Origin of the sequence: Pseudofrankia saprophytica, assembly GCF_000235425.2 — a bacterium.
Taxonomy (GTDB): domain Bacteria; phylum Actinomycetota; class Actinomycetes; order Frankiales; family Frankiaceae; genus Pseudofrankia; species Pseudofrankia saprophytica.
On sequence record NZ_KI912267.1, the window covers coordinates 498,743 to 516,807 of the forward strand.

17 protein-coding genes are annotated in these 18,065 nt (G+C 71.6%); 9 read left to right on the forward strand and 8 right to left on the reverse strand.

Features of this window, described 5'->3' with window-relative positions; translation table 11 throughout:
- Positions 1–148 precede the first annotated feature (148 nt).
- The 3 genes from glgC to FRCN3DRAFT_RS0236660 all read left to right on the forward strand — a co-directional run bounded on the left by glgC (position 149) and on the right by FRCN3DRAFT_RS0236660 (position 4,557).
- Positions 149–1,390, forward strand: coding sequence for a glucose-1-phosphate adenylyltransferase (gene glgC, locus FRCN3DRAFT_RS0236650; protein ID WP_007514661.1), 1,242 nt, complete (start codon positions 149–151; stop codon positions 1,388–1,390).
- A gap of 71 nt (positions 1,391–1,461) precedes the next feature.
- Positions 1,462–2,658 (forward strand): glycogen synthase, encoded by a 1,197-nt coding sequence (glgA, locus tag FRCN3DRAFT_RS0236655; protein WP_007514660.1) that lies wholly within the window; start codon positions 1,462–1,464, stop codon positions 2,656–2,658.
- Between the two features lie 510 nt (positions 2,659–3,168).
- Positions 3,169–4,557, forward strand: a complete 1,389-nt coding sequence (locus tag FRCN3DRAFT_RS0236660; protein WP_007514659.1) for a PIN domain-containing protein — start codon at positions 3,169–3,171, stop codon at positions 4,555–4,557.
- Between the two features lie 227 nt (positions 4,558–4,784).
- Here FRCN3DRAFT_RS0236660 and FRCN3DRAFT_RS0236665 read toward each other — a convergent pair whose 3' ends face one another.
- From FRCN3DRAFT_RS0236665 to FRCN3DRAFT_RS48010, 8 genes are read right to left on the reverse strand one after another with little or no spacing between them, the layout of a single operon-like run.
- Positions 4,785–5,234, reverse strand: a complete 450-nt coding sequence (locus FRCN3DRAFT_RS0236665; protein ID WP_007514658.1) for a metal-sulfur cluster assembly factor — start codon at positions 5,232–5,234, stop codon at positions 4,785–4,787.
- The gene (gene sufU / locus FRCN3DRAFT_RS0236670) at positions 5,231–5,746 is read right to left on the reverse strand and encodes a Fe-S cluster assembly sulfur transfer protein SufU (RefSeq protein WP_007514657.1); all 516 of its coding nucleotides are present in this window, start codon (positions 5,744–5,746) and stop codon (positions 5,231–5,233) included. The genes FRCN3DRAFT_RS0236665 and sufU overlap by 4 nt, the downstream gene beginning before the upstream one ends.
- Positions 5,743–7,059 (reverse strand): cysteine desulfurase, encoded by a 1,317-nt coding sequence (locus FRCN3DRAFT_RS0236675; RefSeq protein WP_007514656.1) that lies wholly within the window; start codon positions 7,057–7,059, stop codon positions 5,743–5,745. The genes sufU and FRCN3DRAFT_RS0236675 overlap by 4 nt, the downstream gene beginning before the upstream one ends.
- Positions 7,060–7,064: 5 nt before the next feature.
- Positions 7,065–7,832, reverse strand: coding sequence for a Fe-S cluster assembly ATPase SufC (gene sufC / locus FRCN3DRAFT_RS0236680; RefSeq protein WP_007514655.1), 768 nt, complete (start codon positions 7,830–7,832; stop codon positions 7,065–7,067).
- A gap of 14 nt (positions 7,833–7,846) precedes the next feature.
- The gene (locus FRCN3DRAFT_RS0236685) at positions 7,847–8,188 is read right to left on the reverse strand and encodes a non-heme iron oxygenase ferredoxin subunit (protein ID WP_007514654.1); all 342 of its coding nucleotides are present in this window, start codon (positions 8,186–8,188) and stop codon (positions 7,847–7,849) included.
- The gene (gene sufD, locus FRCN3DRAFT_RS0236690) at positions 8,185–9,327 is read right to left on the reverse strand and encodes a Fe-S cluster assembly protein SufD (RefSeq protein ID WP_007514653.1); all 1,143 of its coding nucleotides are present in this window, start codon (positions 9,325–9,327) and stop codon (positions 8,185–8,187) included. Before sufD ends, FRCN3DRAFT_RS0236685 begins: the two co-directional genes overlap by 4 nt.
- A complete protein-coding gene (gene sufB, locus FRCN3DRAFT_RS0236695; RefSeq protein ID WP_007514651.1) occupies positions 9,327–10,739 on the reverse strand; it encodes a Fe-S cluster assembly protein SufB in 1,413 nt (470 codons plus the stop codon). Before sufB ends, sufD begins: the two co-directional genes overlap by 1 nt.
- Positions 10,736–11,503 (reverse strand): winged helix-turn-helix transcriptional regulator, encoded by a 768-nt coding sequence (locus FRCN3DRAFT_RS48010; protein WP_007514649.1) that lies wholly within the window; start codon positions 11,501–11,503, stop codon positions 10,736–10,738. The genes sufB and FRCN3DRAFT_RS48010 overlap by 4 nt, the downstream gene beginning before the upstream one ends.
- Positions 11,504–11,646: 143 nt before the next feature.
- Here FRCN3DRAFT_RS48010 and FRCN3DRAFT_RS48015 point away from each other — a divergent pair, with 143 nt between their 5' ends.
- The 6 genes from FRCN3DRAFT_RS48015 (at position 11,647) to FRCN3DRAFT_RS48025 (ending at position 17,781) form a co-directional block, all read left to right on the forward strand.
- Positions 11,647–12,375: a hypothetical protein gene (locus FRCN3DRAFT_RS48015; RefSeq protein WP_232794367.1), complete on the forward strand. Its 729-nt coding sequence runs from the start codon at positions 11,647–11,649 to the stop codon at positions 12,373–12,375.
- Between the two features lie 106 nt (positions 12,376–12,481).
- A complete protein-coding gene (glpK, locus tag FRCN3DRAFT_RS0236710) occupies positions 12,482–13,987 on the forward strand; it encodes a glycerol kinase GlpK (RefSeq protein ID WP_106410590.1) in 1,506 nt (501 codons plus the stop codon).
- A gap of 260 nt (positions 13,988–14,247) precedes the next feature.
- Positions 14,248–14,832 (forward strand): helix-turn-helix domain-containing protein, encoded by a 585-nt coding sequence (locus FRCN3DRAFT_RS48020; protein WP_007514643.1) that lies wholly within the window; start codon positions 14,248–14,250, stop codon positions 14,830–14,832.
- Between the two features lie 85 nt (positions 14,833–14,917).
- Entirely contained in the window at positions 14,918–15,841 is a 924-nt protein-coding gene (locus tag FRCN3DRAFT_RS0236720; protein WP_007514641.1) for an ABC transporter ATP-binding protein, read from the forward strand.
- Positions 15,838–16,677, forward strand: coding sequence for an ABC transporter permease (locus FRCN3DRAFT_RS0236725; protein ID WP_007514639.1), 840 nt, complete (start codon positions 15,838–15,840; stop codon positions 16,675–16,677). Before FRCN3DRAFT_RS0236720 ends, FRCN3DRAFT_RS0236725 begins: the two co-directional genes overlap by 4 nt.
- 63 nt (positions 16,678–16,740) lie before the next feature.
- Positions 16,741–17,781 (forward strand): COX15/CtaA family protein, encoded by a 1,041-nt coding sequence (locus FRCN3DRAFT_RS48025; RefSeq protein ID WP_007514637.1) that lies wholly within the window; start codon positions 16,741–16,743, stop codon positions 17,779–17,781.
- Positions 17,782–18,065: the final 284 nt, after the last annotated feature.

Genomic DNA, 18,065 nt, shown 5'->3' on the forward strand with positions numbered 1-18,065 from the left:
TCGGCACGGGGCCGATTCGCGGGTCCATTCGCCGGTCGGCCCCGGCCCGGTCATCGAAATGCCAGCTCAACGACGTCAGCAAGGGCGTGTGCGGGCGAGCTCGGCGCACTAGGCTGCGAGATGTGCCGGATTTGCCTGGTCGGTCAAGATGAGGGGGCCGGGGCCCAGGGTGCTCGGCCTGGTGCTCGCTGGTGGCAAGGGGACGCGGCTGGCTCCGCTCACCGCCGACCGTGCCAAGCCCGCGGTGCCGTTCGGCGGGCTGTACCGGCTGGTCGACTTCGCGCTGTCGAACCTGGTGAACGCCGGCTACCTGCGGATCGCGGTGCTCACCCAGTACAAGAGCCACAGCCTGGACCGGCACATCACCACCACCTGGCGGATGAGCACCCTGCTGGGCAACTACATCACCCCGGTGCCAGCCCAGCAGCGCCTCGGCCCGCAGTGGTTCGCCGGCAGCGCCGATGCCATCCACCAGTCGCTCAACCTGGTCCATGACGAGTCCCCGGACATCGTGGTCGTCTTCGGCGCGGACCACGTCTACCGGATGGACCCGCGCCAGATGGTCGCCCAGCACATCGAGACCGGCGCCGGGGTGACGGTCGCCGCGCTGCGGGTGCCGCGCACGGAGGCCGAGGGGTTCGGCGTCATCCGGCCGGCGGCCGACGGCCGCACGATCGAGGCGTTCCTCGAGAAGCCGGCCGACCCGCCGGGGCTCCCGGACTCGCCCGACGAGACGTTCGCGTCGATGGGCAACTACGTCTTCTCGACGAAGGTGCTCCTCGACGCCCTGCACGCCGACGCCGCCGACCCGGACAGCGTGCATGACATGGGCGGCGACATCATCCCGAGGCTCGTCAACCAGGGCCTCGCCGGCGTCTACGACTTCAGCGAGAACGAGGTTCCCGGCGCCAAGGAGCGCGACCGGGGCTACTGGCGGGACGTGGGAACGATCGACGCCTACTTCGACGCCCACATGGACCTGTGCACCCTCGAACCGGTGTTCAACCTGTACAACCCGCACTGGCCGATCCTGACCAGCGTCCCGTCGCTGCCGCCGGCGAAGTTCGTCCGGGACGCCCCCGGCCGCACCGGCATGGCGGTGGACAGCATCGTGAGCAACGGGGTGATCGTCTCCGGTGGCCTGCTGCGCCGCTCGGTCCTGTCCCCCGGGGTGCGGGTGAACTCGTGGGCACGGGTGGAGAACGCGGTGGTCATGAACAACACCGTGGTCGGCCGGCGGGCGGTGGTGCGGGACGCGATCCTCGACAAGAACGTCGTCGTCCCGCCCGGCGCCGAGGTCGGCGTCGACAAGGAGCACGATCTGGCTCGCGGGTACACGGTCAGCGCCGAGGGCATCACCGTCGTCGGCAAGGGCGTCACCGTCGAGTAGCCGGCCGTCTCGGCCTCGTCCGGCACCAACCCCCCAGCAACACCAACACCTCAGCAAAAGGACCACGTGGGATGCGCGTCGCGCTGCTGACCCGGGAGTACCCGCCGAACGTCTATGGCGGCGCCGGCGTGCACGTCGAGTACCTGGCCCGCGAGCTCGCTCGCCTCGTCGACCTGACCGTCCACTGCGAGGGCGACCCGAAGGCGGATGACCCGGCCATCCCGTCGCCCAGCGCAGGCGGCCCGGTCCCGGCGGTCCGGCGTCACCGGCCGTGGACCGAGCTGGACGGCGCGAACGACGCTCTTCGCACCTTCTCTCTGGACCTGTCCATGGCGGGCGCGGCGACCATCGACCTGGGCGGCGTGGACCTCATCCACTCGCACACCTGGTACACGAACCTGGGCGGCCACCTCGCGGCGATGCTCGCCGGGGTGCCACACGTGCTGACGTCGCACTCGCTGGAACCGCGCCGCCCGTGGAAGGCCGAGCAGCTCGGCGGCGGCTACCGACTGTCCTCCTGGGCGGAGAAGACCGCCATCGAGGCCGCGTCCGCCGTCGTCGCCGTCAGCGCTGGCATGAGGACCGACATCCTCGACGCCTACCCCGGTGTCGACCCGGCGAGGGTCCACGTCATCCGCAACGGGATCGACACGGACGAGTACTCCCCCGACCTGGGCACCGACGTGCTGGAACGCCACGGCGTCGACCCGGACCGCCCGTCGGTGGTCTTCGTCGGCCGGATCACCCGGCAGAAGGGCGTACCGGTGCTGCTGCGCGCGGCGGCGGAGCTGGACCCGCGCGCCCAGCTGGTCCTGTGCGCCGGCGCTCCAGACACCCCCGAGCTGCTGGCGGAGGTGACCGAGCTCGTCGACGCGCTCCATGCCCGCCGCGACGGCGTCATCTGGATCTCCGGCATGCTCCAGAAGCCCGAGGTCATCCAGCTGCTCTCGCACGCCTCCCTGTTCGCCTGCCCGTCGGTCTACGAGCCGCTGGGCATCGTCAACCTGGAGGCCATGGCCTGCGGCGCCGCGGTCGTCGCCTCCCGGGTCGGCGGCATCCCCGAGGTCGTCGACGACGGGGTTACCGGCCTCCTCGTCCCCCCGGACGACCCGCCGGCGCTGGCCGCGGCCATGAACGAGCTCCTGGCGGATCCCGCGCGCTCCGGAGCCATGGGCCGGGCAGGCCGCGACCGCGCCGTCACCGAGTTCGGCTGGCCCGCCGTCGCCCGCCAGACCGCCCGCCTCTACGAGTCCCTCCTCGCCGGCTGACACCCGGCCACCGGGCAGCCAAAAGAGCCCAAGTCCTTGTGGACTTGGGCTCTTCAACCGCCGGGGGCGATCACCCGTCGCCTCGTAGTTCTTACCTATTTTGGCTTCGGACTCGTCCTCGACGGCACTAGCTACATACCTCCAGTGCCGACCCGCAAACACAGCGTTACAAGATTTTCTGGACCCGCGACAGTTGCGCCGGCGCACCAGTCCGCCGGCGACACCCCGCGGCTCCAACAGGCCTGCCAACAGCCGGCAAGTCGCACGGATCCGCCAGCGTTCGATCAAGCCAAGGTACGAGCGCACCACCGGTCGCGCCGACCCACCATCGAAGCGCCCCCATGCGGTCCAGGACGACACTCATCGCCAGATGCACGTGCATATGCTCACCCATATGCACGCGCTACCATAAAGTGACCGTGTCGCCCACAGACTTCCGGAGTTCGCCCCATGGATCGGTTGGTCGATGCGACGTGCCAGCGCTCGCGGGCTCCGCGGAGGAAAACGACCATGACCATGCGCGAACGACCTCAACCTCCAGCCGTCGACCACGACTCCGGCCGGTTCCCGGTCGCCGTCGTCGTCGACGGCTGGAATGTCCGGAGCCAGGTCAGCCGGGCCTTCGGCCAGGCCAGGCACGTGACGTACCCGGGACTCGTCGGCGGTCTCCGGGCCTACGGGCTCGAGGTGGTCTCCGCCGACCTCGCGCTTGGCATCGAGCCGGCGGACGGGCCACGGTCGGTCACCCCCGGAGGCAGGCTGGCGGCGGCGCTGGCCGACAACAACGAGTTCGCGCGGCGGTGGGAGACGACTCCCGGTGCCAGGACTCTGCCCGGCCGGCTGCGGTTGTCGGACACCCGAGGAGAGTTGGAGGAGAAGCTGGTCGACGTCCTCTGCGCCGTCCAGATCTGCCGTCTGGCCACCCAGATTCAGCAGGGTGACTCATCAGCCCGTGGAATCGTCCTACTCAGCCGCGACATGGATCTCATCCCGGCGTGCCAGTTCGCGCACGAACTCGATGTTCCCGTCTGGGTCGCGGCCCGGGAGACCGTCCACCGGCGCCGCCGAGATCACGGCTGGCTTCTCCTGGATGACGCCGCATTGGCCACGATGGCCGGGTTTCGCGGCCGGGCGGTGCTCGAACGGCGAGCGACGGTCGCCCGGCTCCTCCATCCGGCCGCCGGGATGCCCCCGCCCCCGTGCCGCGTGATCGTGTCCAGCGTCGACGGTCCCGGACGGTCGGTGCGGCTCCACAGCCGGGACGGTGGCGTACCAGCCTCGGCGCCCGTCACGGCCATGCCGCGAGGGGTTCGACCCGGCAGAAGTGTGGATCTCTTCCCCATCGGGGTTGACATCAATGAGCACAACGGATTCCCGATCCTCCTGCTGGACCGACGCCCCAACCCGGGCTTGCCCAGCGGAATCGCCACTGGCGTGGTGGAACGTTGCCTGGACCAGCTCAGGCGGCAGATCAGGGTGGCGGGCGCGACGCACGTCGTGTACGTACCGGTGGGAGCCGCCCTGCCGGGCGAGCGGACGCTTCTGCTCATGCCGGCCGGTGGACGCGCGCTGTACATCGGTCCGGCTGGCGCCGTGGGCGGCCAGGCCTCGGGGCAGGACCGACGGGTACGCGTCGTCACAATCACCGAGGTACGGCCAACACTCAGTGCGCCGGTGTACCGCCAGGTCCGCGAGGTAACCGGGCGGCCGATGGAGTACGCCGTCGGGCAGCTGGAGTTCGGGCACAGAACGGTCATCATCGCGCACCAGGAATCACGCCTGGCGACTGGAGACCGCCTAGCTGTGATCACTGTTGGCGTATCGACCGGCGCTCAGGCCACGGTGCCGCTCATGATGCAGCTTGGCTCCCGGCTGCCTGAGCGGAAGACCATGACGTAAAAAAAACTCGCCGGAAGTCCGATGGACTTCCGGCGAGAGCCGGCCCTTGCGTCCGGCACGGCACGAGCGCGCGGAACCTTCCCATGCGCAGTCGCAGCATACCTCAGAAGCCACGGCGGGGCGGCGACGTTCCGTGCGGCTCCAGCGTGACGATCTCCGTCGCGTCCGTCGCCTGCCGGTGCCCGCATCACCGGGATGCGCCACCGAGACGTCCCGTCCTCGACCTGTCAGACGTTGAAACCAAGGGCGCGGAGCTGCTCGCGGCCGTCTTCGGTGATCTTGTCGGGGCCCCACGGGGGCATCCAGACCCAGTTGATCGTGATGTCGGTGACCAGCGAGTCCGGGCCGTCGACGAGCGCGGACCGGGCCTGGTCCTCGATCACGTCGGTGAGCGGGCAGGCGGCTGACGTCAGCGTCATGTCGAGGGTGGCGGCGTTGTCGTCGGAGACAGTGATCCCGTAGACGAGGCCGAGGTCGACGACGTTGATGCCGAGCTCGGGGTCGACGACGTCGCGCATCGCCTCCTCGATGTCCTCGATCGCCGCCTTGTCGACGGACGGGGCACTGAGCCGGGGCTGGCTGGCCGCGCCGGGCACCATGGCGCCCGCGGTCACGGCCTCCGGCAGCGGGGCGTCCTCGGCCAGAGCGGTGTCGGAAGGAGCGGTGCTGTCGTTCATGCCTGCTTCTCCTGCTCGGGAACGGACCCGGCCTCTAGAGGAAGGGGGGATGCCTCGGCGGCGGAGTCGGTGGGCGACCCGCTGGCGGCCTGGGCAGTGGCGTCCTTCCAGGCCATCCAGCCCAGCAGCGCGCACTTGACCCGGGCCGGGTACTTCGACACCCCGGCGAACGCGACCGCGTCCTCGAGGACGTCCTCGTCCGGCTCGACGGTGCCGCGGGACTGCATGAGCGCCAGGAACTCGCGTTCCAGCGTCATCGCGTCCTCGACACTGCGGCCGATGACCAGGTCGGTCATCACGCTCGCGGACGCCTGGCTGATCGAGCAGCCCTCGCCCTCGTAGGAGACGTCCACGACCGTGTCATCGAGGATCTTCACCCGCACCGTGACCTCGTCGCCGCAGGTCGGGTTGACGTGATGCACCTCGGCGTCGAACGGCTCGCGCAGCCCACGGTGGTGCGGGTTGCGGTAATGGTCCAGGATGATCTCCTGGTACATCGAGTCCAGCTTCACGCTCCGAAGAACCTCCGCACCCCGGCCAACCCTTCCACCAACGCGTCGATCTCGCCGGTGGTGGTGTAAAGGTGGAACGACGCCCTGGTCGTCGCGGGAACGCCGTAGCGCAGGCACACCGGCCGGGCACAGTGGTGGCCGACGCGAACGGCGATCCCCTGCTCGTCGAGGACCTGGCCGACGTCATGCGGGTGGATCGCTCGTCCGTCCTTGCCCGCGAGCAGGAACGAGATCGCCCCGCCCCGGTCGACGGCCTCGGCCGGGCCGATGATCCGCAGTCCGGGCACCTCGACGAGCCGCTCCAGCGCGTAGATGGTGAGCGCGTGCTCGTGCGCGGCGACGGCGGCCATCCCGGCCCCGCCCGCGAGCCCCGTCAGGTAGTCGACGGCGGCGCCGAGCCCGACCGCCTGGGCGATCATCGGGGTGCCGGCCTCGAACCGGTGCGGCGGCGGGGCGTAGGTGCTCCCCTCCATCGTCACCAGCTCGATCATCTCGCCACCACCGAGGAACGGCGGCATGACCTCGAGCAGCTCCCGGCGCCCCCACAGCACGCCGATGCCGGTCGGGCCGCACATCTTGTGCCCGGTGAAGGCGAAGAAGTCGACGCCGAGCGCCGCCACGTCCACCGGCAGGTGCGGCACCGACTGCGAGCCGTCGACCACGGTCAGCGCCCCGACCTCGCGGGCGCGGGCGGCGATCGTCGCCACCGGGTTGACCGTGCCCAGGATGTTCGACTGGTGGACGAACGAGACGACCTTCGTCCGGGCGTTGACGACCTCGTCCAGGTTGGACAGGTCGAGCCGGCCGTCGTCGGTCAGACCAAGCCAGCGCAGCGTCGCGCCGGTGCGCTGGCAGAGCATCTGCCAGGGCACCAGGTTCGAGTGGTGCTCCATCTCGGTGATGACGACCTCGTCGCCCGGGCCGAGCCGGAAGCGCTCGGCCTCGCCGCCGTGGGACGCCGCGTTACTGAACGCGTAGGCGACGAGGTTGAGCGCCTCGGAGGAGTTCTTGGTGAAGACGACCTCGTGCCGGTCGGGCGCGCCGATGAACGCGGCGACCTTGTCGCGGGCGGCCTCGTAGAGCGCGGTCGCCTCCTCGGCGAGCACGTGGATGCCGCGGTGCACGTTGGCGTTGTGCAGCTCGTAGTACTCACGCTCGGCGTCGAGCACCGCGCGCGGCTTCTGCGACGTCGCCGCGCTGTCGAGGTAGACGAGCGGCCTGTCGCCGTGCACGACCCGGTCGAGGATCGGGAAGTCCTTGCGGACGAGCTCCACGTCGAACTCCGCGACGTCGAGCTTGAGAGTGCCAGCCATCGCGCTCACGCTCCCGCGCCGACCTTGACGTACCTGTCGTAGCCGCCCTCTTCGAGCGTGGCCGCGAGCTCCGGGCCGCCCTCGTCGACGATCTTCCCGCCGGCCATCACGTGCACGAACTCCGGCTGCACGTAGCGCAGGATCCGGGTGTAGTGCGTGATCAGCAGTGTGCCGGTCTCGCCGGTCGCGCGGACCGCGTTGATCCCCGCGGAGACGACCCGCAACGCGTCCACGTCGAGGCCGGAGTCGGTCTCGTCGAGGATCGCGATCTTCGGCTTGAGCAGCGTCATCTGCAGGATCTCGTGACGCTTCTTCTCGCCGCCGGAGAAGCCCTCGTTCACGCCGCGCTCGGCGAACGCCGGGTCCACCTCGAGGTCCTTCATCGCCTCCTTGACCTCCTTGATCCACAGCCGCAGCTTCGGGGCCTCGCCCCGGACGGCCGTGGCGGAGGTACGCAGGAAGTTGGAGACGGAGACGCCGGGCACCTCGACCGGGTACTGCATGGCCAGGAAGATGCCGGCGCGGGCGCGGGCGTCGACGCTCATCGCGAGCACGTCCTCGCCGTCCAGCGTGATCGAGCCCTCGGTCACCGTGTACTTCGGGTGGCCGGCGATCGAGTAGGACAGCGTCGACTTGCCGGAGCCGTTCGGCCCCATGATCGCGTGCGTCTCGCCCTTGCGGACGGTCAGGTCGACGCCCTTCAGGATCTCGCGCGGGCCCTCGCCGTCGGTCTCCACCGTGACGTGCAGGTTCTGGATCTCCAAGGTCGACACCGGTCAGGTCACCTTCACTTAAGGTTGGCGGCGGCCAGGTCGACGTAGACGTCGCCGCCCTCGATGGTCACGGGATAGGTGGGCACCGGGTCGGTGGCCGGGAGGCAGGTCGGCTTGCCGCTCTCCAGGTCGAACTGGGAGCCGTGCAGCCAGCACTCGATCTTCCCGTCCTCGACCTCGCCGTCCGACAGCTGGACGTCCTGGTGCGAGCACTCGTCCCGGATCGCGAACACCCGTCCGCCGGAGCGCACCACGCACACCGGCGTCGGCTCGTCCGCACCCTCTACATCAAGCTCGACGCCCAGCGCCGCCTCCTCGGCGACGTCGTCGAGCGCGCACACCCTCTGCCGACTCACGAGCCCACCGCCGCCAGCTCGGCGTCGACGGTGGCGGTCACCCGCTCACGCAGCGACTCGATGCCGACCCGGTCGAGCACCTCGCCGAAGAAGCCGCGCACGACCAACCGGCGCGCCTCCTCGGCCGGGATCCCCCGGGCCATCAGGTAGAACAGCACCTCGTCGTCGAACCTGCCCGTCGCGCTGGCATGGCCGGCGCCGGCCACCTCACCGGTGAGGATCTCCAGGTTCGGCACCGAGTCGGCCCGCGCCCCGTCGGTCAGCACCAGGTTGCGGTTGATCTCGTAGGTGTCGGTACCGACCGCGTCCGCGCCGATGAGCACGTCACCGATCCACACCGAGTGCGCGTCGAGGCCCCGCAGGGCGCCCTTGTAGGTCACCCGGCTGCGGCAGTTGCGCTCCTGGTGGGTGACCAGCAGGCGGTGCTCCTGGTGCTGTCCGGCGTCGGTGAAGAACAGCCCGGCCAGCTCCGCGTCCCCGCCGGGGCCGCGGTAGTCGACCGTCGGGTTGATCCGCACCAGGTGGCCGCCCAGCGTGATGTGGGTGGCCCGCAGCTTCGCGTCCCGGCCGAGCGAGAAGGCGTGCGCCCCGGCGTGCACCGCGTCGCCGTCCCAGTCCTGCAGCGAGACGAAGGTGACCGACGCGCCGTGGCCGACGTACACCTCGACGTTGCCGGCGTACTTCGCCGTGCCGGTGTGGTCGAGAACCACGGTCGCGCGCGCGAACGGGCCGACCTCGATCGCCAGGTGGCTGTAGCAGACCCCGCCTTCGCCCCGCAGCGCCACCATGACCGGCTCGGTCAGCTCGGCCTCGGCCGGGACCGTGACGGCGACGGCGCCGCCGGCCCGCACTGTCGCGAACGCCGCGACCCGGTCGACCGGGGTGAGCACCCGGCCGACGCGCGGGTCGCCCGAGTCCACGAACTCGACCTCGACGCCCTCCGGCGCCGCGACCGAGATGTCGATCTTCCCGTCGGGCTCCTGGCCGGCGATCAGCGGCTTGAGCGGGCGCAGCGGGGTGAACCGCCAGGCCTCCTCCCGACCGGTCGGCACGGGGTGGGCCTCGGGGTCACGGGACCGGACCGGGGCGCTCGGCGCCGGCACCATCGGCGGGCGGCCGGTGGCGTCAATGACCGCCATCAGCCGACCGAGCCTTCCATCTGCAGCTCGATCAGCCGGTTGAGCTCGAGGGCGTATTCCATCGGCAACTCACGGGCGATCGGCTCGACGAAGCCGCGCACGATCATCGCCATCGCCTCGTCCTCGGCCAGGCCCCGGCTCATCAGGTAGAAGAGCTGGTCCTCGCCGACCTTGGAGACGCTGGCCTCGTGACCGATCGACGCGTCGTCCTCGCGGACGTCGACGTACGGGTAGGTGTCGGACCGGCTGACCGTGTCGACGAGCAGCGCGTCGCACTTCACGGTCGAGCGCGACTGCGTCGCGCCCTCGTGGATCTGCACGAGGCCGCGGTAGGACGTCCGGCCGCCGCCGCGGGCCACCGACTTGGAGATGATCTGTGACGACGTGCGCGGCGCCGCGTGCACCATCTTGGCGCCGGCGTCCTGGTGCTGGCCCGCGCCGGCAAACGCGATCGAGAGCACCTCGCCGCGGGCCCGCTCGCCGAGCAGCCACACCGCCGGGTACTTCATCGTCACCTTGGAGCCGATGTTGCCGTCGATCCACTCCATCGTGCCGCCCTCCTGGCAGGCGGCCCGCTTGGTCACCAGGTTGTAGACGTTGTTGGACCAGTTCTGGATGGTCGTGTACCGGCAGCGCGCGTTCTTCTTGACGACGATCTCGACGACCGCGGAGTGCAGCGAGTCCGACGAGTAGACCGGCGCGGTGCAGCCCTCGACGTAGTGCACGTAGGCACCCTCGTCGACGATGATCAGTGTCCGCTCGAACTGGCCCATGTTCTCGGTGTTGATCCGGAAGTAGGCCTGCAGCGGGATATCGACGTGCACACCCGGCGGGACGTAGATGAACGAGCCGCCCGACCAGACGGAGGTGTTCAGCGCGGCGAACTTGTTGTCGCCGACCGGGATCACCGAGCCGAAGTACTCCTTGAAGATCTCCGGGTGCTCGCGCAGGCCGCTGTCGGTGTCGAGGAAGATGACGCCCTGCTCCTCGAGGTCCTCACGGATCTTGTGGTAGACGACCTCGGACTCGTACTGGGCAGCGACGCCGGAGATGAGGCGCTGCTTCTCCGCCTCCGGGATGCCGAGCTTGTCGTAGGTGTCCTTGATGTCCGCGGGCAGGTCGTCCCAGCTCTCCGCCTGCTTCTCGGTGGAGCGGACGAAGTACTTGATGTTGTCGAAGTCGATGCCCGAAAGGTCCGCGCCCCACGTCGGCATCGGCTTGCGCTCGAAAAGCTTCAGGCCCTTAAGCCTAAGGTCGGTCATCCACGACGGCTCGGACTTCTTCGCCGAGATACCGCGGACCACCGTCTCGGACAGGCCACGCTCGACGTCGTCGGCATAGGCGTCGGCGTCGGCCCAGCCGAACTTGTACGAGCCAAGCCCCTCGAGGGCGGTCTCGGCAGAGGTAGTCATGTCGTTATGATCCTCACGGGCACGGGAGAGTTCCTCGTCGGCACCGAGGACCCGGTGCCGGTAGCGGTCTTGCCGGGGACGTGCGTCGTGCAGACACCGTCGCCGTGGGCGATGGTGGCGAGCCGTTGGACGTGGCTGTCGAGTAACCGGGACAGCGCCGCCGTCTCCGCGTCACACAGCGCGGGGAAGCGCTCGGCGACATGCTGGACCGGGCAGTGGTGCTGGCAGATCTGGGTACCGCTGGGCACCTCGGAGACGCTGGCCGTGTAGCCGGCGTCGGTCATCGCCGCCGCGAGCGCCGCGGGACGGTCCTCCTCCGGTACACCCTCGACCGCGGCCGCGAGCAGGGTCTCCAGCTCCTGGCCGCGCCGCTCGGCGAACGCGGCGACCGCGCCGCCGCCCGCGACCTCGTCGAGAAACCGCAGCGCACCGGCCGCGAGGTCGGAGTAAGCCGTCGGACCGGCCTCCTCGTGCCCCGCGTCGGTCAACGCGTAGTGTCGGGCCGGGCGCCCCCGGCCTCGCGGGCCACGGGCGTGCACGGTCGTGGGCGTGATGATCCCGTCCGCGACCATCGCGTCGAGGTGGCGACGCACCGCCGCCGGCGAGAGGTCGAGCCGGCGCGCGAGGTCCGCGGCGGTCGAGGCCCCCGCCTCCAGCAGGATGCGCACGACACGATCCCGGGTGCGCACATCGGCCCCCGCCGGCATCAACGCCGGCGAGACCGCGGCACCTGGGCCCGCGTCGAGGTCCTGCGTGGATTTCACAACACCAGTGTGCCCTATTTACCGGCCACCGTCGAACCGGCGTCCCACCACTGTGATCCGTCAGTCTCTTCCCGGCCGGGCGCCCCCCTCTATTATCCAGACCACCCTGCGGGCGGCCGCGACGTGAAGTGCACACTGGCACGATGCGGATGCAACGGGTCATGCCGACACGTTCGGGCGTTCCGGGCAAAGCGGCACGACAGGTAGCCGCGCTGGTGGGGGCCCTGCTCCTGGCAGCGGGCCTCGCCGGCTGCGGTGGCGGCGGACCGAAGGACAACGGGCTCGCCAAGGCCTCGGCGACCGAGGTCGGCAATCGGACACTCGATGCCTTCCGCCATGCCGAAAGCGTCCGGGTGCTCGGACGGCTCGCCAGCGGCAGCGCCGACAACAGCGCGTCCAGCTGGGACCTGCGGATGGCGGGCGCGGGCACCAGCGGCACGTTCACCAGCGGAAAGCACAAGATCGATGTCGTCAAGGCCAACGCCGACACCTTCATCCGCGGTGACCAGGGCTACTACCAGGAGATCGGCGAGAGCGACGCCTCCGCCCTCCTGGCCGGCCAGTGGGTACGGCTCACCCCGACCCAGGCCAACCAGTACCGCTTCCTCACCGTCGAAGGCCTGGCGCTCTCGCTGACCGAATACCTCAGCACCCTGTCGGGCACCGTCACCCCCACCACGTTCGCGGGCCGCGACGCCGTCCTGGTGAAGGGCTCCGGCGTCACCCTCTACGCCGCCGCGACCGGCGACCCGGTCCCGCTGCGGATCGACGTCGTCGGCAGCGACAACGGCCGCATCGAGTTCACCGACTACGACTCGGCGACCACCGCCAAGGCCCCGGAGGGCGCCGTCGACCTCGGCCGGCTCGGCTAGCTCCAGGGCTTGGCTAGCCCCAAGGCTTGGCCAACCTGGGCTCAGCAGCCCAGGCCCGGCCGGCCATGGCCCCTTCCGGCCGGGTGATCGGCGATAGCATGCGGCGGTGCCCGAGCCGGTGGTGGTCGCGATCGACCAGGGGACGACCGGCACGACGGTCTGCGTCCTCGACCGGGACGCCCACGTCGTGGGCCGGGCGCACGCCGAGGTCGCCGTGTCCTACCCGCGCCCGGGCTGGGTCGAGCAGGACCCGGAGAAGCTCTGGCGCGGCGTCGTCGACACCGTGGCGGCCGCGCTCACGGCGGCCGGGCGCCGCGCCGCCGACATCGCGGCCGTCGGCATCACCAACCAGCGCGAGACCGCCGTCCTGTGGGACCGGCGGACCGGTCAACCCGTCCACCCGGCGATCGTCTGGCAGGACCGGCGGACCGCCGCCGCCTGCGAACGGCTCGCCGCCGACGGGCACGGCCCGGCCGTCGCCGAGCGCACCGGCCTGGTGCTCGATCCCTACTTCTCCGGCACCAAGATCGCCTGGATCCTGGACTCCGACCCGGAGCTGCGCCGCCGCGCCGGGCGCGGCGAGCTGGCCTTCGGCACCGTCGACACGTGGCTTGCCTGGCGGCTCACCGGCGGGCGGACGCACGTCACCGACGTCACCAACGCCTCCCGCACGATGCTGCTCGACCTGGCGTCGGCCAGCTGGTCGGTGCCGATGGCCGAGCTGCTCGATATCCCGATGGAGCTGCTCGCCGAGGTGCGTCCCAGCTCCGAGGTGTACGCCGAGACCGACCCGGCCGCGTTCCTGGGGGTGGCGGTGCCGGTCGCCGCGGCGATCGGCGACCAGCAGGCCGCGCTGTTCGCGCAGGCCTGCGTCCAGGTGGGGCAGGCCAAGAACACCTACGGGACCGGCTCGTTCGTCCTGCTCAACACCGGCCCGACGCCGCCGCCCCCGAGCGCGCGGGGCGCGCTGCTGCGCACCGTCGCTTTCCAGCTGGCCGGCGAGCCGGTGCACTACGCGTTCGAGGGGGCCGTACTCGCGACCGGCGCCGCGGTGCAGTGGCTGCGCGACGGGCTGGGCGTGATCGGCTCGGCGGCCGAGACGGCCGAGCTCGCCGCGTCCCTGACCGGCAACGACGGCGTCTACTTCGTCCCGGCGCTGGCCGGCCTCGGCGCGCCGCACTGGGACGCCCGGGCGCGCGGCACCCTCGTCGGGCTCACCCGCGGCACGGGCCGGGCGCACCTGGCCCGCGCGGTGCTGGAGTCGATCGCCTACCGCACCCGGGACATCGCCGCGGCGATGGGGGCCGCCGGCACGCCCGTCACCGAGCTGCGCGCCGACGGCGGCGCGGCCGCCAACCCGTGGCTCATGCAGTTCCAGGCCGACATCCTCGGCGTCCCGGTCGACGTGCCGGACAACCTGGAGACCACCGCGCTCGGCTCCGGCTACCTCGCCGGCCTCGCGACCGGCTTCTTCCCCGACCGCGCCGCCCTCGCCGCGCTGCGCCGCACCGCCGTCCGCTACGAGCCACGGCTGGCCGCCACCGAGCGCGACCGCCTCTACGCCGACTGGCTGCGCGCCCTCGACCGCTCCCTGGACTGGTCTCGCGACTGACGGATCGACCAGACGGGCCCCGCCGGGGCCAGCCGTCGGCGGGCGGCCACGAAGGCCGCCCGGACGGGCCATCACCGTTTCGCATCGATCAGGGTGACCTTTCCCGACATATCGGATATTTGGCGCGCAGGGCAACGAACAGACCACACAATCGGGCTGGCGAATCCCGGCGAATCTACTGTCTGCGAAACCGAACCATGACAGTCTGTCACGGGGGCGGTTGGCGCTCCCGTTCGCCCCCTGTCCCCCGGACGGAGACCGTGACCGACACGGACTACGCCGTCGAGCTCGGCCGGCGCCTGCGCGCGGTCCGTAACCGGCGTGGCATGTCGCTACTCGACGTGCAGGAGATCACCGCCGGCCGATGGACCGCCGGCACCCTCGGCGCCTACGAGCGCGGCAGCCGAGTCATGCGGGTGCACCGGCTCGTCGAGCTCGCCGAGCTGTACGACGTGCCCGCGACCCTGCTCGTCCCACCGACCACCGACCACCGCGAGACCGACGGCCTGCCGCCGCTGGTGATCGACCTGCGCCGGCTGCGCAAGCTGCCGCCGACCCGCACCGGCCCGCTGCGGCGCTGGATCGCGATCGTGCAGGTGCTGCGCTCGGAGAACGCCCGCGACGTGCTCCGGCTGCGCCGCTCCGACCTGACGTCGCTCTCGCGCCTCTACTCGACCACCCCCGAGCTGCTCTACGAGCGGCTCGTCGCCTGGGGCGCGCTCGTCGACCCGGGCACCGAGACATCGGCCGGCGCCGGTGACGGACGACGCCGGCCGGGCGTCGGCGTGGACCGGCCACGGGCAGGCGGCCCCTCGGCGCCCCCTCGGCAGGGGCCGCGCCGCTGACCCCCGGCCCGTGCCCCGCGCGGGCCGGGGGCCAGCCGGCGGATCATGCGCAAGGGTGCCGGCGGGGGCACCGTAGGATCGGCGCGTGGGCGAGATCCTGGCTGTCGAAGTCGTCGACCTCGTCAAGTCGTACGGGCGGGCCCGCGCGGTGGACGGCCTGTCGTTCGAGGTGCCGGCCGGGAGGGTGACCGCCCTGCTCGGGCCGAACGGCGCGGGCAAGACGACGACGGTCGAGATCTGCGAGGGGTTCCGGCGCGCCGACACCGGCACGGTCCGGGTCCTCGGCGCCGACCCGCGGGACGCCCGGCTGCGCCCCCGGGTCGGGGTGATGCTCCAGGCCGGCGGGATGTACCCGGGTGCCCGGGCCGACGAGATGCTGCGGCTCGTCGCCGCGCACCACGCCCATCCGCTCGACCCGGACGCGCTGCTCGCCAGGGTGGGCCTGGTCGGGGCCCCGGCCCGCACACCGTTCCGGCGGCTGTCCGGCGGCCAGAAGCAGCTGCTCTCGCTGGCGATGGCCGTGGTCGGGCGACCCGAGCTGGTGTTCCTCGACGAGCCGACGGCGGGCCTCGACGTGCGAGCCCGCCATGACACCTGGGACCTGGTCGAACAGCTGCGCGCCGCCGGGGTGACGGTCGTCCTCACCACGCACGCGATGGACGAGGCGGAGAAGCTCGCCGACCAGGTCGTGATCATCAATCGCGGTCGGGTGGTCGCGGCCGGCGCCCCGGTCGAGCTGAAGGGCGGCGGCGCCGACGGCGAGCTGCGGTTCCGCGCGCCGGGCCGGCTCGACCTCGACCAGCTGCTCACCGCGCTGCCGGTCGGCTCGCGCGCCGTCGAGCGCGCCGGCGGGCACTACATCGTCAGTGGCACCGTCGACGCCGCGTTCGTCGCCGCGGTCATGGCCTGGTGCGCGAACAACGGCGTGCCGGCGACCGACGTGCGCGTCGAGCAGCGCAGCCTGGAGGACGTCTTCGTGGACCTGACCGGCTCGGAGCTGACCCCGTGAGCGCGGCCGACCCGGTGGGAACCCTGGCCCCGGCCGAGGCGCCAGCCCCCGTCCGCGCCCCGCTGGACCTGCGGCCCGCGCCCGGCGCCGCCCGGTGGCCCCGGATGCTCGGCGCGCAGACCCGGATGGAGCTGACCCTCAACCTGCGCCACGGCGAGTCCGTGCTGCTCACCCTGATCATCCCGATCGGGCTGCTGCTGTTCTTCTCCGCCGTCGACGTCCTGCCGTCCGACGGCCGTGACTCGGTCGACTTCCTGGTGCCCGGGGTACTCGCCCTCGCGGTGATGTCAGCCGCATTCACCGGGCAGGCGATCTCCACCGGGTTCGAACGCCGCTACGGCGTGCTCAAACGGCTCGGCGCGACCCCGCTGCCCCGCTGGGTGCTGCTCGCCGGCAAGACACTCGCGGTACTCGCGATCGAGGTCCTGCAGGTGGTGCTGCTCGTCGCGGTCGGGCTCGCGCTCGGCTGGGAGCCGCGGCTGCCCGGGACCGCCGCCGGCATCGGCTGGCTGGCGGTGCTGCTGGTCCTCGGCACGACCGCGTTCAGCGGCCTGGGCCTGCTCATGGCGGGCACGCTGCGCGCCGAGGCGACCCTGGCCGCGGCCAACGGCGTCTACCTGCTGCTGCTGCTCGTCGGCGGGGTGGTGTTCCCGCTGTCGGAGCTGCCAGGCTGGCTGCGCGCCCTGGCCGAGGGCCTGCCGACGGCGGCCCTGTCCGAGGGCGTAAGGGCCGTGCTGGCCGACGCCGCGTCCCCGGGGGCGGGGCCGATCATCGTCCTGGTGTGCTGGGCTGTCGCCTCCGTGGCACTGGCGGCGCGCACCTTCCGCTGGGAATGACCGCCCCGGCCGGGTGTCCCGCCTGGGCCGGGTGTCCCGCGACCGAGACGTAGGATGGCCGCGATGTCTTCTACAGCCCGTCGAAGCAATCCGGTGGCGACCCTCTGGGACCGGCTGCCGGTGGTGAGCCCGAGGGTGTTCCGGGTCCTCACGCTGATCAGCCTGGTGTTCCTCGGGCTGATCGTGGTCACCGGCGGCGCGGTCCGGCTGACCGGCTCGGGGCTCGGCTGCCCGACCTGGCCGCAGTGCGGCGACGGCTCGTTCACGCCGCACAGCCAGTACGCGCTGCACGGGGCGGTCGAGTTCGGCAACCGCATGGTCAGCATCCTGATGGGCGTGTTCATGCTGGTCACGCCGCTGGCGGCGCTGCGGTTGGCGGACCGGCGGCGGCGGCGCGACCTGGTGTGGCTGTCGCTCGGGCTGTGGGCCGGCTTCGTCGGTCAGGCCGTGCTCGGCGGGATCACCGTGCTCACCGACCTGCACCCGGCGACCGTCGCCGCGCACTTCCTGCTCTCGATGCTGCTGCTCGTCGACGGCGTGGTGCTCTACCGCCGGGCGAGGCAGGGCGCGGGCCCCGTCACCGTCTCCGTCCGCCGCGAGCTGCTCTGGCTCGCCCGGGTCCTGGTCATCGTGGCCGCTGGGGTTCTCGTCCTCGGGACCGTCGTCACCGGCACCGGGCCGCACAGCGGCGACGACGAGAAGGCCAAGCGGTTCGGCTTCGACATCGTCAACGTCGCGCAGCTGCACGCGGACAGCGCGATGCTGGTCACCGGCCTCGCCGTCGCGATGGTCTTCGCCGTCCGGATCGCGCGGGCCTCCCCGGAGGCCCGCCGCTGGGCCGACGTGCTGGTGGTGACGATCGTCGCCCAGGCCGCCGTCGGCTTCACCCAGTACTTCCTCGGCATCCCCGCCGGCCTGGTCGCCCTCCACGTAGCCGGCGCCACCCTGATGTGGATCGCTGCCCTCCGCCTCTGGCTGGCCCTCCCCGACCGGCCGGCACTCCCCCAGGCCCCGGAGTTGGACGCCCAGGCCGTCGCTGACGCTCCGGATGATGACGATGAGGCCAGGCTTCAGCCGGCCGCGCCGGTCACGACAGGCGCATAGGCACGGCAGGTGCACAGGCACTACAGGCGCACAGGCACTACAGACCCATAGGCACGGCAGGCGCACAGGGCCGACGGTTCGACTTGCTCCGACTCGGGAGAGCACTCCTGGTGCAGGTAAGCCGCAGCTATGTCTCGACGTTCACGGCTGCCCGCTCGCGCTCCAGGCGGCCGGCGAACTCTCTGAGCAGCTGACTGGCGCCGATCCCCGGCCTACAGCCGAGCTCCGATCCCAGCCTCAGCCTCAGCCTGACGAATCCTTGGGCACTCTCGGACCCGCGATGG

Excerpts from the sequence above, each read along its gene's own strand:
- FRCN3DRAFT_RS0236675 (WP_007514656.1), bottom strand. The coding sequence starts at position 7,059 with ATGGCTGGCACTCTCAAGCTCGACGTCGCGGAGTTCGACGTGGAGCTC.
- glgC (WP_007514661.1), top strand. The coding sequence starts at position 149 with ATGAGGGGGCCGGGGCCCAGGGTGCTCGGCCTGGTGCTCGCTGGTGGC.
- sufB (WP_007514651.1), bottom strand. The coding sequence starts at position 10,739 with ATGACTACCTCTGCCGAGACCGCCCTCGAGGGGCTTGGCTCGTACAAG.
- FRCN3DRAFT_RS0236665 (WP_007514658.1), bottom strand. The coding sequence starts at position 5,234 with ATGAACGACAGCACCGCTCCTTCCGACACCGCTCTGGCCGAGGACGCC.
- FRCN3DRAFT_RS48015 (WP_232794367.1), top strand. The coding sequence starts at position 11,647 with ATGCGGATGCAACGGGTCATGCCGACACGTTCGGGCGTTCCGGGCAAA.
- FRCN3DRAFT_RS0236660 (WP_007514659.1), top strand. The coding sequence starts at position 3,169 with ATGACCATGCGCGAACGACCTCAACCTCCAGCCGTCGACCACGACTCC.
- FRCN3DRAFT_RS48025 (WP_007514637.1), top strand. The coding sequence starts at position 16,741 with ATGTCTTCTACAGCCCGTCGAAGCAATCCGGTGGCGACCCTCTGGGAC.
- glgA (WP_007514660.1), top strand. The coding sequence starts at position 1,462 with ATGCGCGTCGCGCTGCTGACCCGGGAGTACCCGCCGAACGTCTATGGC.
- sufD (WP_007514653.1), bottom strand. The coding sequence starts at position 9,327 with ATGGCGGTCATTGACGCCACCGGCCGCCCGCCGATGGTGCCGGCGCCG.